Annotated in this window: 15 protein-coding genes; 11 read left to right on the top strand and 4 right to left on the bottom strand. The window is 69.7% G+C overall.

Annotated elements, in window-relative coordinates; genetic code table 11:
* Positions 1–61: 61 nt before the first annotated feature.
* Positions 62–274, top strand: a complete 213-nt coding sequence (locus LOZ83_RS21065; RefSeq protein ID WP_236792674.1) for a hypothetical protein — start codon at positions 62–64, stop codon at positions 272–274.
* Here LOZ83_RS21065 and LOZ83_RS21060 read toward each other — a convergent pair.
* The 3 genes from LOZ83_RS21060 to LOZ83_RS21050 all read right to left on the bottom strand — a co-directional run bounded on the left by LOZ83_RS21060 (position 271) and on the right by LOZ83_RS21050 (position 2604).
* Complete coding sequence (locus LOZ83_RS21060; protein ID WP_236792672.1) at positions 271–915, bottom strand: GntR family transcriptional regulator; 645 nt, start codon at positions 913–915, stop codon at positions 271–273. The two genes, LOZ83_RS21065 and LOZ83_RS21060, sit on opposite strands and share 4 nt — an antisense overlap.
* Positions 912–2135 carry a threonine synthase gene (locus LOZ83_RS21055; RefSeq protein ID WP_236792671.1) on the bottom strand — a complete coding sequence of 408 codons (1224 nt, stop codon included), beginning with the start codon at positions 2133–2135 and terminating at the stop codon, positions 912–914. Before LOZ83_RS21055 ends, LOZ83_RS21060 begins: the two co-directional genes overlap by 4 nt.
* 64 nt (positions 2136–2199) lie before the next feature.
* Positions 2200–2604 carry a MarR family winged helix-turn-helix transcriptional regulator gene (locus LOZ83_RS21050; RefSeq protein WP_236792670.1) on the bottom strand — a complete coding sequence of 135 codons (405 nt, stop codon included), beginning with the start codon at positions 2602–2604 and terminating at the stop codon, positions 2200–2202.
* Between the two features lie 85 nt (positions 2605–2689).
* Here LOZ83_RS21050 and LOZ83_RS21045 point away from each other — a divergent pair, with 85 nt between their 5' ends.
* The 6 genes from LOZ83_RS21045 (at position 2690) to LOZ83_RS21020 (ending at position 7841) form a co-directional block, all read left to right on the top strand.
* On the top strand, positions 2690–4150 hold the full coding sequence (locus LOZ83_RS21045; RefSeq protein ID WP_236792668.1) for an MFS transporter: 1461 nt from the start codon (positions 2690–2692) through the stop codon (positions 4148–4150).
* Between the two features lie 131 nt (positions 4151–4281).
* Positions 4282–4725: a hypothetical protein gene (locus tag LOZ83_RS21040; protein ID WP_236792666.1), complete on the top strand. Its 444-nt coding sequence runs from the start codon at positions 4282–4284 to the stop codon at positions 4723–4725.
* A gap of 101 nt (positions 4726–4826) precedes the next feature.
* A complete protein-coding gene (locus tag LOZ83_RS21035; protein WP_236792665.1) occupies positions 4827–5249 on the top strand; it encodes a hypothetical protein in 423 nt (140 codons plus the stop codon).
* 11 nt (positions 5250–5260) lie between these two features.
* On the top strand, positions 5261–6421 hold the full coding sequence (locus tag LOZ83_RS40470) for a sensor histidine kinase (RefSeq protein ID WP_236792663.1): 1161 nt from the start codon (positions 5261–5263) through the stop codon (positions 6419–6421).
* Positions 6418–7044, top strand: a complete 627-nt coding sequence (locus LOZ83_RS21025; RefSeq protein ID WP_236792661.1) for a response regulator transcription factor — start codon at positions 6418–6420, stop codon at positions 7042–7044. The genes LOZ83_RS40470 and LOZ83_RS21025 overlap by 4 nt, the downstream gene beginning before the upstream one ends.
* Before the next feature lie 113 nt (positions 7045–7157).
* Positions 7158–7841, top strand: a complete 684-nt coding sequence (locus LOZ83_RS21020) for a FadR/GntR family transcriptional regulator (protein WP_236792659.1) — start codon at positions 7158–7160, stop codon at positions 7839–7841.
* 10 nt (positions 7842–7851) lie between these two features.
* Here the strand turns inward: LOZ83_RS21020 and LOZ83_RS21015 are convergent, their stop codons facing one another.
* Positions 7852–8601 carry an SDR family NAD(P)-dependent oxidoreductase gene (locus LOZ83_RS21015; RefSeq protein ID WP_236792658.1) on the bottom strand — a complete coding sequence of 250 codons (750 nt, stop codon included), beginning with the start codon at positions 8599–8601 and terminating at the stop codon, positions 7852–7854.
* 129 nt (positions 8602–8730) lie between these two features.
* On the opposite strand from LOZ83_RS21015, the gene LOZ83_RS21010 reads away from it, so the two are divergent.
* The 4 genes from LOZ83_RS21010 to LOZ83_RS20995 are packed head-to-tail and all read left to right on the top strand — an operon-like array spanning position 8731 to position 13481.
* Complete coding sequence (locus LOZ83_RS21010; protein WP_236792657.1) at positions 8731–10008, top strand: L-fuconate dehydratase; 1278 nt, start codon at positions 8731–8733, stop codon at positions 10006–10008.
* Entirely contained in the window at positions 10001–10942 is a 942-nt protein-coding gene (locus LOZ83_RS21005) for an aldo/keto reductase (RefSeq protein ID WP_236792656.1), read from the top strand. The genes LOZ83_RS21010 and LOZ83_RS21005 overlap by 8 nt, the downstream gene beginning before the upstream one ends.
* On the top strand, positions 10939–12495 hold the full coding sequence (locus tag LOZ83_RS21000; RefSeq protein WP_236792655.1) for a sugar ABC transporter ATP-binding protein: 1557 nt from the start codon (positions 10939–10941) through the stop codon (positions 12493–12495). Before LOZ83_RS21005 ends, LOZ83_RS21000 begins: the two co-directional genes overlap by 4 nt.
* Positions 12492–13481, top strand: coding sequence for an ABC transporter permease (locus LOZ83_RS20995; RefSeq protein WP_236792654.1), 990 nt, complete (start codon positions 12492–12494; stop codon positions 13479–13481). The genes LOZ83_RS21000 and LOZ83_RS20995 overlap by 4 nt, the downstream gene beginning before the upstream one ends.
* The last annotated feature ends 18 nt before the right edge of the window (positions 13482–13499 follow it).

The raw sequence follows: 13499 nt of genomic DNA, 5'->3' as shown, positions 1-13499 counted from the left end.
GGAATAGGTCGCTTCCCTTCCGCGCTGTAGGGGTCACTGGAAAAGTGCACGGAGGTGCGAGATGGAGGGCTCCGGTCCGCGTCGTACGGTCGAGACGCGGTGCGGTCGCGAGATCTGCGTGGGGCAGACGACACTGCCCAACGTGCGGCTGGGCTGGATCACGCTCCGGATCTCGTCCGGCCTCGGTGACGGCGGCGAGGAGTGGGTGACCCTGTCGGGTGCCGAAGCCGCCGCGCTCGGCGAGGCGTTGCTGGAGCAGGCACGCAGGATCTAACCGTCCAAAGCGGATTCGAGGGCACGGATCACGCGCGCGACATGCCGCCGGGTGGCCTGTTCGGCGGCGGCGGTGTCCCCGGCCGCCAGGGCCTCCAGGATTTCCGCGTGCTCGTCGAGGCTCGCTTCGGGGCGGCCGGGCACGGTGATCGTCAGGTTCTGCCCGAGCTGCAGCTGCGCGCCCAGCAGGTCGGCGATGGCCGGCAGGCGGCGGTTGGGCGAGCCCTGCCAGATCGTGGCGTGGAACGCGCGGTCGAGCTCCGCGTAGCGCGTGATGTCCCCGGCTTCGACGGCGGCGCGTTGTCGTTCGAGTAGCTCGCGAAGGCGGTCGAGCAGGTCCGGTGGGCGAGTGCGGGCGACCTCGCGGGCGGCGAGCGCGTCCACGGCGGAGCGCAGCTCGTAGACGTCCCGCATGTCGGCCGCGGTCAGCTTGGCGACGAAGAACCCGGAATGCTTGCGCGCCACCAGGAATCCCTCGCGTTCGAGGATGGCCAGCGCGGCTTTCACGGGTGTCGGCGAGATGCCGAGCCGCTCGGCGAGCGGGCGCACGGTGACCCGCTCGCCGGGCCGCAGCCGCCTGGTGAGCACGGCCTCGCGGACCGACTCATACGCCGCGCGGACCAGGCTGCCTTCGTCGGTCACGCCAGATCAGATCCAATGTGCCCGTTCTTCGGGAGCAGGGGAGCGTCGACCGTCATGGTCTCCGGGTACTTGATGCCGGCACCCGTGTTCAGCACGACGACCTCCTCGTCGCCGGTGAGCCAGCCGGACTCGCGGAGCCGGTCGACAGCGGCGAAGCAGGCCGCGCCCTCCGGGCAGATGAACGTCCCGTCGAGCGACGCGAGATTTCGTTGCGCGGCAAGGAGCTCCTCGTCCGTGACGGACACCGCCGTGCCTTCCGTGGCGTAAACCGCGTCCAGCACGAGGAAATCGCCCAGTGCCTTGGGCACCGTGATGCCGAACGCGATGGTGTGCGCGTCCGGGAACGGCTCGCTCTCGCGGGCACCACGGTGAAACGCCTCGACGATCGGCGCGCAGCCCGCGGCCTGCACCGCGACCAGGCGGGGCAGCTTCCCGGAGATCCAGCCCAGCTCCCGCATCTCTTGCAGCGCCTTGTGGATGCCGATGATGCCGACGCCCCCGCCGGTGGGGTAGAGGATCACGTCGGGTACCCGCCAGCCGAGCTGTTCGACGATCTCGTACCCCATGGTCTTCTTGCCCTCCAACCGGTAGGGCTCCTTGAGCGTCGAGACCTCCTGGTAACCCTCGCGCCCGGAAACGGCGGCCGCGACGAGCTTCCCGGCGTCGCCGATCAGACCGTCGACACGGTAAAGTTCGGCGCCCGCGGCCTGGCACTCCTTCATCGTGATCTCCGGCGCGTCGGCGGGCATCGCGATCAGCGCGCCGAGCCCCGCCCGTGCCGCGTAGAGCGCCCACGCCGCGCCCGCATTTCCGTTGGTGGGCATGGCGATTCCGCGCACCCCGAGCTCCGCCGCGCGGGACACGCCGACCGCGGCGCCGCGCGCCTTGAACGAGCCGGTGGGCACCAGGCCCTCGTCCTTCATCAGCAGGCGGGGGACCCCGGCGCGCTTGCCGTAGCCCGGCACCGGCAGGAGCGGCGTCATGCCCTCGCCCAGGCTCACGATGTGCTCGGGCGCGCTCACCGGAAGCACTTCGTGGTAACGCCACAGGGTGTTCTCGCGGCTCGCGATGTCCTGCGGTGTCACGGTTTCCCGGACCCGTTCGAGGTCGTACCGGACGAGCAGCGGGGCGCCGGCGGGCGACGTGCCGGACACCTGGCCGGCGTCGAACTGGTCACCGGTGCGGGAGCATTCGAGGTGGGTGAGGAACGAGAACGCCATGCCGCCCAGTTTGGATCCAAAAGACGACAGGCGTCAACGATTCCCTGCTGGTGGGATCGGCGGTCTACTTGACCTTCGCGGCGGACTCCGGCCGTGCCAGGACCTCAGCGAGTACCGCGCGATGCGTCGGTTTCGCCTGCTCGTAGCGCTGCCACCCGTCGTCGGTCAGAGACACGAAGATGCCGCGCCGGTCGTCCACGCACATCGAGCGCTCGACCAGGCCCTCGCGTTCCAGCCGGGCCACGAGCCGGGAGGTCGCGCTCTGGCTCAGGTGCACGACCTCGGTCAGTACCGCGCCACGGCACTGCCCCGCGTGGTTGCAGGCCAGCGCCTCCAGCGCCTCGAACTCGGTGACGCCGAGGCCGTGCTCTTCCTGGAGACGGGTCTCGAGCGTGCCGGACACGGCCGCGTGGAGTGCCAGCAGATCGTGCCATTGCCGCACCAGGCCCTGTTCGGCTACGTCGCTCACGACGGCAGCTTAACATGCACATGAATTTAATGCCAACGAATTTAATCCTCTTGCATTAGATGCACATGCATGTAGTGTGGCACGCATGAGCCCAACGGGACCTCTGTCAACCACCTCAACCCACTGGGACGCCCGGCTCTGGGGCGTCCTGCTGACCGTTTCCACCGTCATCGGCCTCGATGCGCTCGACGTGTCCATGGTCGGGGTCGCGCTCCCGTCCATCCGCGCCGACCTGGGGCTCTCCACCAGCGCGCTGCAATGGGTCGTCAGCGGCTACGTGCTCGGCTACGGCGGCCTGCTGCTGCTCGGCGGCCGCGCGGCCGACCTGCTCGGCCGGCGCCGCGTGTTCCTCGTGGCCGTCACCGTGTTCGCCCTCGCGTCCCTGCTCGGCGGCCTCGTCGACAGCGGCACGCTGCTCATCGCGAGCCGTTTCATCAAGGGCCTCGCCGCGGCGTTCACCGCGCCGGCGGCCCTCTCGATCATCACCACGACCTTCAAGGAAGGTCCCGCGCGCAACCGCGCGATCAGCATTTTCGCCGTGTTCGGCGCGAGCGGCTACTCCGCGGGGCTGGTGTTCTCCGGCCTGCTGACCCAGGTGGGCTGGCGCTGGACGTTCCTGCTGCCGGTGCCGATCGCGCTCGCCGCGCTGGCCTTCGGCTACCGGCTGATCCCGGCCTACCAGCGCGATCGCGGCCGCGGGTACGACCTGCCCGGCGCTGTCACCGGTGCCCTCGGCGCGCTGCTGCTCGTGTTCGCGGTCGTCGAAGCGCCCCAGATCGGCTGGGGCTCGCCGCGCACGCTGATCTCGTTCGTGGTGGCCGCCGCATTGTTGGTGGGGTTCGTCTTCATCGAGAAACGCAGCCCGCATCCGTTGCTGCGACTGGGAATCCTGCGTTCGGGCCCGCTCGCCAGGGCGAACCTCGGGGGCGCGCTGTTCTTCGGCCCGTACATCGGGTTCCAGTTCGTGGTGATGCTCTACCTGCAGTCGGTGCTGCACTGGTCGGCGCTGCAGACGGCGCTCGGTTTCCTGCCGGCGGCGCTGATCGTGGCCATCGGCTCGCCGCGGATCGAGCCGCTCATCGACCGCATCGGTACCCCGCGCACGATCCTCGCGGGTGTGGTCGCCCATGTCCTGGCGTACCTGCTGTTCCTGCGGGTGGACGAGCATTCCGGGTACGCCGGCTCGGTGCTGCCGAGCATGATCCTGCTCGGCATCGGCTTCACGCTGGCGTTCTCGTCGCTCAACATCCAGGCGACGACCGGGATCAGTGACGAGGAGCAGGGCTTGGCCGGTGGCCTGCTGAACACGTCGCTGCAGGTCGGCGGCGCGATCGGGCTGGCGATCACGACGGCCGTGCTCACCGCGAACGGCGGCGAGGACGCCTCCGCGGCGGCGCTGCTCACCGGGCTGCGGCCCACGCTGATCGTGGTCGCCGCGCTCGCCACGATCGGCCTGCTGATCGCTCTGTCCGGGGTGATCCGCCTGCGCCGCCAGGAGGAGCCCGAACCGGCGGTGGCGGCATCGTCGGTCGACGAAATGGTCTGACCAGCCGGGGGTGTGCCGCCGGGGCCCGGGTGCGGGCTCCGGCGGCATGTTTTCTGGGGAAACGTTCAGCGTCCGCACGGCCCGGTTTCAGCCTCGGCGCCCATCATCGGAGGTGGACGAAGGAGCGACCCGTGCAGGACGACGACAAGCCCCCCGGCGACCGGACCCCGGAGGAGACGCAGCAGCTACCCCCGCAGCCCGCGGCGCCGAACGAGCAACCGGCGGTGGCCGGGCCGGTCCCGCCGGCGGTGGCGAACGAGCAGACCCAGCAGCAGCCCGCGCAATCCGCCGCGGCGAACGAACAGCAGCCCGCGGTGGCGAATGAACAACCGGCGGCGGCCGGGCCGGTCCCGCCTGTGGCCGGTCAGGTGCCGCCGCAGTATCCGATGCCGCCGCCCGCGAAGCCGAACCGGCTCCGGCGCGGGTTCGCCATCGGCGGGGTGGCGCTGGCGGTGTTCGTCGCGGGCGGGGCCGGCGGGTTCGCCATCGGGCACGCCACCGCCGACCACGGCGGCACCAGCCAGCACCGGTTCGGCGCCGAACGGCCCCACGGCTTCCACGGCCACGGGTACTGACCATCCACCGATCGGTGGATGCGGGCCTCGCCCGAACCGGCGGGTGACCGGGCCCGCGTGATCGACGCGCGGCAGCGGGTCCGTACCGCACAGTGGGGATCATGAAAACCCCAACGGAGGAACGACTCCGGCATCCCGGCACCGTGCGGACATTCCGGAACCTGCGCCTGCTCGTCACCGGCTACCTCACGATCGGCGTGCTCGCGCTGATCGCCATCGTGCTGCTGCGCGACGACGCGGCGGCGGTCAACTCGGCGGTCTGGACCCGCGCGATCATCGTCGTCATCACCGCGGTCCTGCTCCTGCTGTTCGCCGGGCGCGCGGCCCGCGGCTCGCGCGGCGCGTACTGGCGGCTGCGGATCGTCTCGATCGTCACGCCCGTCGCGATCGCCGTGATCATCGCCCTGCCCGGCACGTTCCCGCTGTGGATGAAGATCGAACAGGGCGTGTGCGGCGTGGTCATGGTCGGCGTCGCGGTCCTCGCCAACAGCCGTGAACTGCGCGAATTGTTCGCCACGGGGTGACAATCGAGAGTGTGACCGCCCTCGAAGACCCGTGGCAGGCGCGGCTGAACCGGCTCAGACGGATCCTGCCGCTGCCGCTGCTGGCCGTCTCCACGGCCTTGTCGTTCATCGCGCCCGGGAACCAGCCCACCGCCGTGGAAGGGATTTTCGTGGCGGCCGCGGCGATCTGGTCGGTCGTGCTCGCCCGCCCGCGCCCGGCCACCCCGTGGCGGGTGGTGGCGTTCGCGGTGCACTCCGCGCTCGCGGCGGTGCTGGTCGGGATCGACCTGTCGTTCGGCATTTTCGCCTACTCGGGCTTCCTTTTCGCCTACCCGCTGGGAAAAACTTGGCGGACGGCCGGGTTCGGCGTCACCGCGCTGATCGTGTCGGCGTCGCTGTCCGGCGGCTACCCGACCGGGGTGACCGGGCACAGCGTCATCTACCTGATCGTCGCGGCGGTGATGCTGGGGCTCGTGTTCAACTCCGTCAGCATCACCAACCACGTCATGGAGCAGAACACCGAACGCGGCCGCATCATCGCCGAGAACGCCCGGCTGCACGAGCAACTCCTGGCGCAGGCGCGCGACGCCGGGATCGTCGAGGAACGGCAGCGCCTGGCCGGCGAAATCCACGACACCCTGGCGCAGGGCCTCACTGGCATCATCGCTCAGCTCGCCGCCGCCGACCACGTCCGCGACGATCCCGAGCAGCTGTCGCGGCATCTGGACCTGGCGCGCTCGCTGGCGCGGGCCAGCCTCACCGAGGCGCGGCGGTCGGTCCGCGCCTTGCGCCCGGAGCAGCTCGAGAGCGCGAGCCTGCCCGAGGCGATCGGGACGCTGACCCGCGAATGGTCCGAACAGTCCGGTGTCCCGGCGGAGCTGAGCACGACCGGCGCGCCCGCGCGTGCCGCCGCGGAGGTCGAGGACGTGCTGTTCCGGGTGGCCCAGGAAGCGCTTTCCAACGTCGCGAAGCACGCGCAGGCCGGGAAGGTCACGCTGACGCTGACCTATCTCGAGGACGCGCTGCTGCTCGACGTGCACGACGACGGGCACGGCTTCGATCCCGAGACCCCGGTCGACGGCTACGGTCTGGCGGGGATGCGGAAACGGCTGGCCGGAGTGGAGGGGACGTTGACGATCGAATCGGCGGCCGGTTACGGCACGACGCTCAACGCCGCGGTGCCGCTGCGATGACGCCCATCCGGCTGCTGATCGTCGACGACCACCCCATCCTGCGCGACGGGCTGCGCGGGCTGTTCAGCGGCGACGACGAGTTCGACGTGGTGGGGGAGGCGGGCGACGGCGGCGAAGCTGTCCGCCTCGCGCAGCGGTGCGACGTCGACGTGATCCTGATGGACCTGCGGATGCCCGGGATGGGCGGCGTCGAGGCGATCACACGGCTGCGCGAGCTCGGGCATCCCGCGCGGGTGCTCATCCTGACGACGTACGACACCGACCGCGACGTGCTGCCCGCGATCGACGCGGGCGCCACCGGCTACCTGCTGAAGGACGCGCCGCGTGACGAACTGCTGCGCGCGGTGCGGGCCGCGCACGCCGGGAAGTCGGTGCTCGCGCCGTCGGTGGCGAGCACGCTGATCGGGCTCGTCGGGGGTGGCGCGCCCGGCACGCTCAGCCCGCGCGAGCTGGAGGTGCTGCGCCTGGTCGCCGAGGGGGCGACGAACCAGGTCGCGGCCCGGCGGCTGCTGGTCAGCGAGACGACGATCAAGACGCATCTGCTGCACATCTACACCAAGCTCGGCGTCCGTGACCGCGCGGCGGCGGTCGCCACGGCCTACCAGCGCGGCCTGCTTCCGTAGGCATTCATCCGACCTGTCCCGCCAAGATCTCACCGAATGAGCGGACCGGACGGCAATGGTTCCCGAAAAGATCCGATGTATCCTGCCGTGGAGCGAGCAGGAAGGAGCGGGCGATGTCGGTGACCGACGACGCCATCGAGGCGATCAAACAGATGATCGTGGACGGTGAGCTCGAGCCCGGCGACCGGCTCCCGCGCGAACCCGATCTCGCCGAGCGGCTCGGGCTGTCCCGGAACTCGCTGCGCGAAGCGGTGCGCGCGCTGTCGCTTATCCACGTCCTCGACGTCCGGCGCGGCGACGGCACCTACGTCACGAGCCTCGAACCGTCACTGCTGATGGACGCGATGGGGTTCGTCGTGGACTTCCACCGCGACGACACCGTGCTCCAGTTCCTGGAGGCGCGGCGCGCGCTGGAGCCCGCCGTCACCGAGCTGGCCGCGCTGCGAATGTCCACAGAGGACATCGAGGGGCTGGCCGTGCTGCTGGATTCCCTGGGCGGCGAGCCCACGGTGGAACAGCTGGTGGACAACGACCTGGAGTTCCACCGCCGGATCGCGGCCGGATCGGGGAACGCGGTGCTGGTGTCACTGCTGGAAAGCGTGTCCGGCCGGACGCAGCGCGCGCGGACCTGGCGTGGGATCACGCAGGAAGGCGTGGTGGCGCAGACGCTCGCCGAGCACCGCGCGATCCAGCAGGCGCTGTCCCGGCGGCAGGTCGACCTGGCCCGCGCCGTCGCGACCATGCACGTGGCCGGTGTCGAACAATGGCTCCGCCAAACCCTCGTCGACGGCACCTGACCGCGCGAGTTCAGCGGGGGCGGAGGCGGAGGTCCTGCATGCCGCCGTCGACGGCGAGGCCGGTGCCCGCCGTGGAACCGGCCAGCGGGCTCGCGAGGTACACCACCGCGTGCGCGATCTCCTCGGGAGAGACGAGGCGGCCGTGTGGTTGCCGGGCTTCGAGGGCGGCGCGTTCGCCGGCCGGATCGCCGGCCCGTGCCAGCAGCCTGCCGACCCACGGGGTGTCCGCGGTGCCCGGGTTCACGCAGTTCACCCGGATGCCTTCGGTCAGATGGTCGGCGGCCATCGCCCTGGTCAGCGCCACGACCCCACCCTTCGACGCGCTGTAGAGCGCGCGCTGCGGCAGACCCGCGGTGGCCGCGATCGAACCGATGTTCACGATCGCGGCCGCCCGGGACCGGCGCAGGTGTGGCAGCGCGGCGCGGCTCGTGCGCATCATCCCGAGCAGGTTCACGTCGAGCACCCGCAGCCACTCGTCGTCGTCGTTGTCGGCGACGGTGCCCTGCGCGCCGATGCCCGCGTTGTTCACCAGGATGTCGAGGCCGCCCAAGCGGTCCACCGTGGTCTCGATCGCTTGCCGCACCGACGCGTCGTCGGTCACGTCGGCCCGCAGGCCCAGCACACCGTCCTTTTCGGACACCGGCTGCACGTCGAGCGCGGCGACGTGCGCACCCCGCTCGGCGAGTGCCGTGACCACCGCCGCGCCGATCCCGGACGCACCCCCTGTCACCGCCGCGACCAGGCCCTCGAACTCGCTCATCCTGCTCCCTCTACGTCGGGTGTCTGCGCCCGAATACTAGGGAGAACCCGGCAGCTCCGCGAGCCTTGACGGCCGAGACATCCGATGTCTATGGTCGGCGTGACAGCGGTCATACGAGGGAGTGTGTTCGTGGCCCGGATCATCGCCCTGCAGACCCACGACGTGCGGTTTCCCACCTCCCGGACGCTCGACGGCTCCGACGCGATGAACCCCGACCCGGACTACTCGGCCGCGTACGTCCGCCTCGTCACCGACGCGGACGACGGGCTCGAAGGTCACGGTTTCGTCTTCACCATCGGCCGCGGCAACGACGTTCAGGTCGCGGCCCTGCGCGCGCTCGAAGATCACCTCGCCGGCCGCGACGTCGAAGAGACCCTGGCCGATCTCGGCGGTATGTGGCGGGAGCTGGTGCACGACTCGCACCTGCGCTGGCTCGGCCCCGAGAAGGGGATCATGCACATGGCCATCGGCGCGGTGGTCAACGCGCTGTGGGACCTGCGAGCCAAGCGCGAAGGCAAACCGCTGTGGCAGCTGCTCGCGTCGCTTTCGCCCGAGGAACTCGTCGACCTCGTCGACTTCCGCTATCTGACTGACGCGCTCACCCGTGATGAGGCGCTCGACATTCTGCGTGCCGCGCAGCCGGGTCGCGAGGAGCGCGAGGCGCGGCTGGTCGCCGAGGGGTATCCCGCGTACACGACGACGCCGGGCTGGCTCGGCTACGACGACGACAAGCTCGCCCGGCTCTGCCGCGAGGCGGTCGCCGACGGGTTCACCCAGATCAAGCTCAAGGTCGGCAACGACCTGGACGACGACCGGCGCCGCCTCGGCATCGCGCGCGCGGCGTGCGGGCCGGACGTCCGGATCGCCGTCGACGCGAACCAGCGCTGGGACGTCGCCGACGCGATCGCGTGGTGCACCGCGCTGCGCCCGTTCGACCTCGCCTGGATCGAGGAGCCCACCAGCCCCGACGACGTGCTCGGGCACGCGGCGATCGCGAAGGCGGTCGCGCCGATCCCGGTCGCCACCGGCGAGCACATCGCGAACCGCGTGATGTTCAAGCAGTTCCTGCAGGCGAAAGCGCTTTCCGTGCTGCAACTCGACGCGACGCGGGTGGCCGGTGTCAACGAGAACCTCGCGATCCTGTTGCTGGCGGCCAAGTTCGGCGTCCGGGTCTGCCCGCACGCCGGTGGGGTCGGGCTGTGCGAGGCCGTGCAGCACCTGTCGATGTTCGACTACGTGGCGGTGTCCGGGACCGCCGAGAACCGGGTGATCGAGTTCGTCGACCACCTGCACGAGCATTTCGTGACCCCGGTCGACGTGCGCGGCGGGCGGTACTACCCGCCGAAGACTCCGGGCGCCGGCACGGAAATGCGACGAGAGTCCATTGTGGAGTACAGCCATGGTTAGCACGTTGCCCGGCCGGCTCGCGCTCGGTGGCGCGAACCTCGGCAACATGTTCGCACCGATGTCCGACGAGCAGGCGCACGCGATCCTGGACGCGGCCTGGGGCTGCGGGATCCGCCATTTCGACACGGCACCGCACTACGGGCTCGGCTTGTCCGAACGGCGGCTCGGCGCTTTCCTCGCCGGCAAGCCACGCGAAGAGTTCGTGGTGTCCACAAAGGTCGGCAGGCGGCTCGTGCCCGATCCGGGCGGCACCGGCCTCGACGACGCGAACCTGTTCCATGTGCCCGCCGATCAGCGGCGGGTATGGGACTTCTCCGCCGGCGGCGTGCGCCGCGGGCTCGAGGAGTCCCTGATCCGGCTGGGACTGGACTCGGTGGACATCGTGTACCTGCACGACCCGGACGAGTACGACCTCCGGGCGGCGCTCGCGGAAGGCCTGCCCGCGGTCGTGGCGTTGCGGGACGAGGGTGTCGTGTCGGCCGTTGGGCTCGGGTCGAAGTCGGCCGAGGCGCTGGAGGCCGGTGCCCGGTCCGGGATGCTGGACGTGCTCATGGTCGCCGGGCGATTCACCTTGCTGGACCAGAGCTTTGCCCCGCCCGAATCCCTGGAGGTACTCGTCGCTGGGGTGTTCAACTCGGGCGTGCTCTCGACTTCCGCACCGGCGGAGTCGGCGTACTACGACTATGCGCCGATACCGCACGACGTGCTGGTCAAGGCGCGGGAAATCGCCGCGGTCTGTGCCGAATTCGGCGTCGAGCTGCCCACGGCCGCGCTCCATTTTCCCTTGCTGGAGTCCACTGTCCGCGCGGTGGTCATCGGTGCGGTGACCCCGGAGCACGTCTGGCAGAACTACGGGCGGCTGTACGCGGTCGTGCCCGGCGAGCTGTGGACGTCCTTACGGGACAAGGGGTTGATCCGGTGGCCGGTGCGATGACCGAGAACCTGCTCGAAGTCGAAGGGGTGAACAAGAGTTTCCCCGGCGTGCGGGCGTTGCACGAGATGCGGCTCGACCTGCGTTCCGGGGAGGTGCTCGCGCTGGTCGGCGAGAACGGAGCGGGCAAGTCGACGCTGATGAAGCTGCTGTCCGGTATCCACACCGCGGATTCCGGCCGCTTCACGCTCGGCGGTGAGCCGTACCAGCCCTCCGGTCCGCGGCACGCACTCACGCTCGGCATCAGCATCATCCACCAGGAGTTCAACCTGGTGCCGCATCTGACCGTCGCGCAGAACATCTTCATCGGCCGGGAACCGCGCCGGGCGCGGGTGCTGCTCGACGAACGGAGGCTCAACGCCGACGCCGCCGCACTGCTGGACCGCTTGTCCCTGCGGCTCGACCCGCGCACGGTCGCAGGCCAGCTGACGGTCGCGAACCAGCAGATGGTCGAGATCGCGAAAGCGCTTTCCTACGAACCCCGCGTGCTCATCATGGACGAGCCGACCGCGGCGCTCAACGACGCCGAGGTCGGAACGCTGCACGAACTGATCCGCCGGTTCGTCCGGCCCGGCACCGGCGTCATCTACATCTCCCACCGGATGGAGGAGATCAAGCGGATCGCCGACCGGGTCACGGTGATCCGCGACGGCGAATACATCGACACCCTCGACGCGGGCACGGCGTCCACTTCGGACATCATCGCGCTGATGGTCGGCCGCGCGATCGACACCGGTGCGCGACCCGAGGGTGTCCGCGCCGATCGTGACGTCGTGCTCGGCGTGGAAGGGCTGTCCACCAAGGCTTTGCTCACCGACGTGTCGTTCGAGCTGCGGCGCGGTGAGATCCTCGGCTTCGCCGGACTGATGGGCGCGGGCCGCACCGAGGTCGCCCGCGCGCTCGTCGGCGCGGACAAGATCGACAAGGGAACCGTGACCCTGCACGGAAAACGCGTCCACATCGGCAATCCGGCCGATGCGGCTCGGCTCGGCATCGGGTACCTGTCGGAGGACCGCAAGCGCTACGGGCTCCTGCTGGAGCAGGACGTCAAAGCGAACATCGCCCTTTCGGCGCTGAGAGACCGCTTCACCCAGGCCGGATTCGTCCGCGACGGCGCGTTGCGCACCGACGCCGCCGAGCGTGCGGGCTCGCTCCACATCAAAACACCTTCGGTGGACCAGACCACAAAGTTGCTGTCCGGCGGGAACCAGCAGAAGGTCGTCATCGCGAAGTGGATCGCGAAGGCCTGTGACATCCTCATTTTCGACGAGCCGACCCGCGGTATCGACGTCGGCGCCAAGGAAGAGATCTACCAGCTGCTGAACGAGCTGGCGGCACAAGGGAAATCGATCATCATGATCTCCTCGGAGCTGCCGGAGATCCTGCGCATGGCACACCGCGTCGTGGTGATGAGCGAGGGACGGGTCACCCACGTGCTCGGCGCGGCGGAGGCGAGCCAGGAGAACATCATGCACTACGCGACGTTGCGGCCCGACGAGAATCCGGACGACGCCGCGGAACTCGGCCTCGGCGAACAGAAGGCGGGACACACATGACCACCGTGAAGACACCCGCGGGGGAGCAGGCCGGCGGGCTCACCGGGGCGGTCAAGAGCAGGTTGCAGCAGCTGCTCGCGTTCGCCAGCCTCGTGGTGATCTACGCGTTCTTCTCCATCGTCAGCCCATTCTTCTTCTCCTACGGCAACTTCATCGCGATCCTGTTCTCTACGGTGGTGATCGGGACCCTCGCCATCGGCACCACGTTCGTGATCATCTCCGCCGGGATCGACCTGTCCATCGGCACCGGGATGGCGCTGTGCGCGGTGATGTCGGGCGTGTTCATCGTGAACCTGCACCTGCCACTCGCGCTCGGCGTGCCGCTGACGATCCTGTTCGGCGGGTTCATGGGACTGGTCAACGGCGTCAACGTGGCGGTGTTGCGGATCCCGCCGTTCATCGCGACGCTCGCGATGATGCTCGCCGCCGGCGGGCTCGCGCTGGTTCTGTCGCACAGCACGCCGATCTACTTCACCGATATCGCCGGTTACACGGATCTCTCGTCCGGGTTCCTGATCCCGAACCTGCCGAACGCGGTGCTGATCCTGCTCGTCATCGCGATCATCGCGGGTGTGCTGCTGACCAAGAGCGTGCTCGGCCGGTACACCTATTCGATCGGCAGCAACGAGGAAGTGACCGCGCTGTCCGGGATCGACGTGCGCCGGTGGAAGCTCGGGATCTACGCGTTCGCCGGGCTGTTCACCGGACTCGCCGGGGTGATGATCTCGGCGCGGCTGGGCTCGGCGCAACCGGCCACCGGGATGGGCTACGAGTTGCAGGCGATCGCGGCCGTCGTCATCGGCGGCACTTCGCTGTCCGGAGGCAAGGGCTCGATCATCGGCACCCTGATCGGCGCGCTGATCATCTCGGTGCTCAACAACGGCCTGCAGATCATGTCGATCCCGCAGGAATGGCAGAACGTCATCCTCGGCGCGGTCATCCTCGTCGCCGTCTACACCGACCGTATCCGCAAGAAGGAAGCGTAGAACAAGGGAGTTCGGCCC

This window comes from Amycolatopsis sp. GM8 (genome assembly GCF_021653975.1).
In the GTDB taxonomy this organism is placed as follows: Bacteria; Actinomycetota; Actinomycetes; order Mycobacteriales; family Pseudonocardiaceae; genus Amycolatopsis_E.
This window is presented reverse-complemented; position numbering and strand designations above follow the sequence as displayed.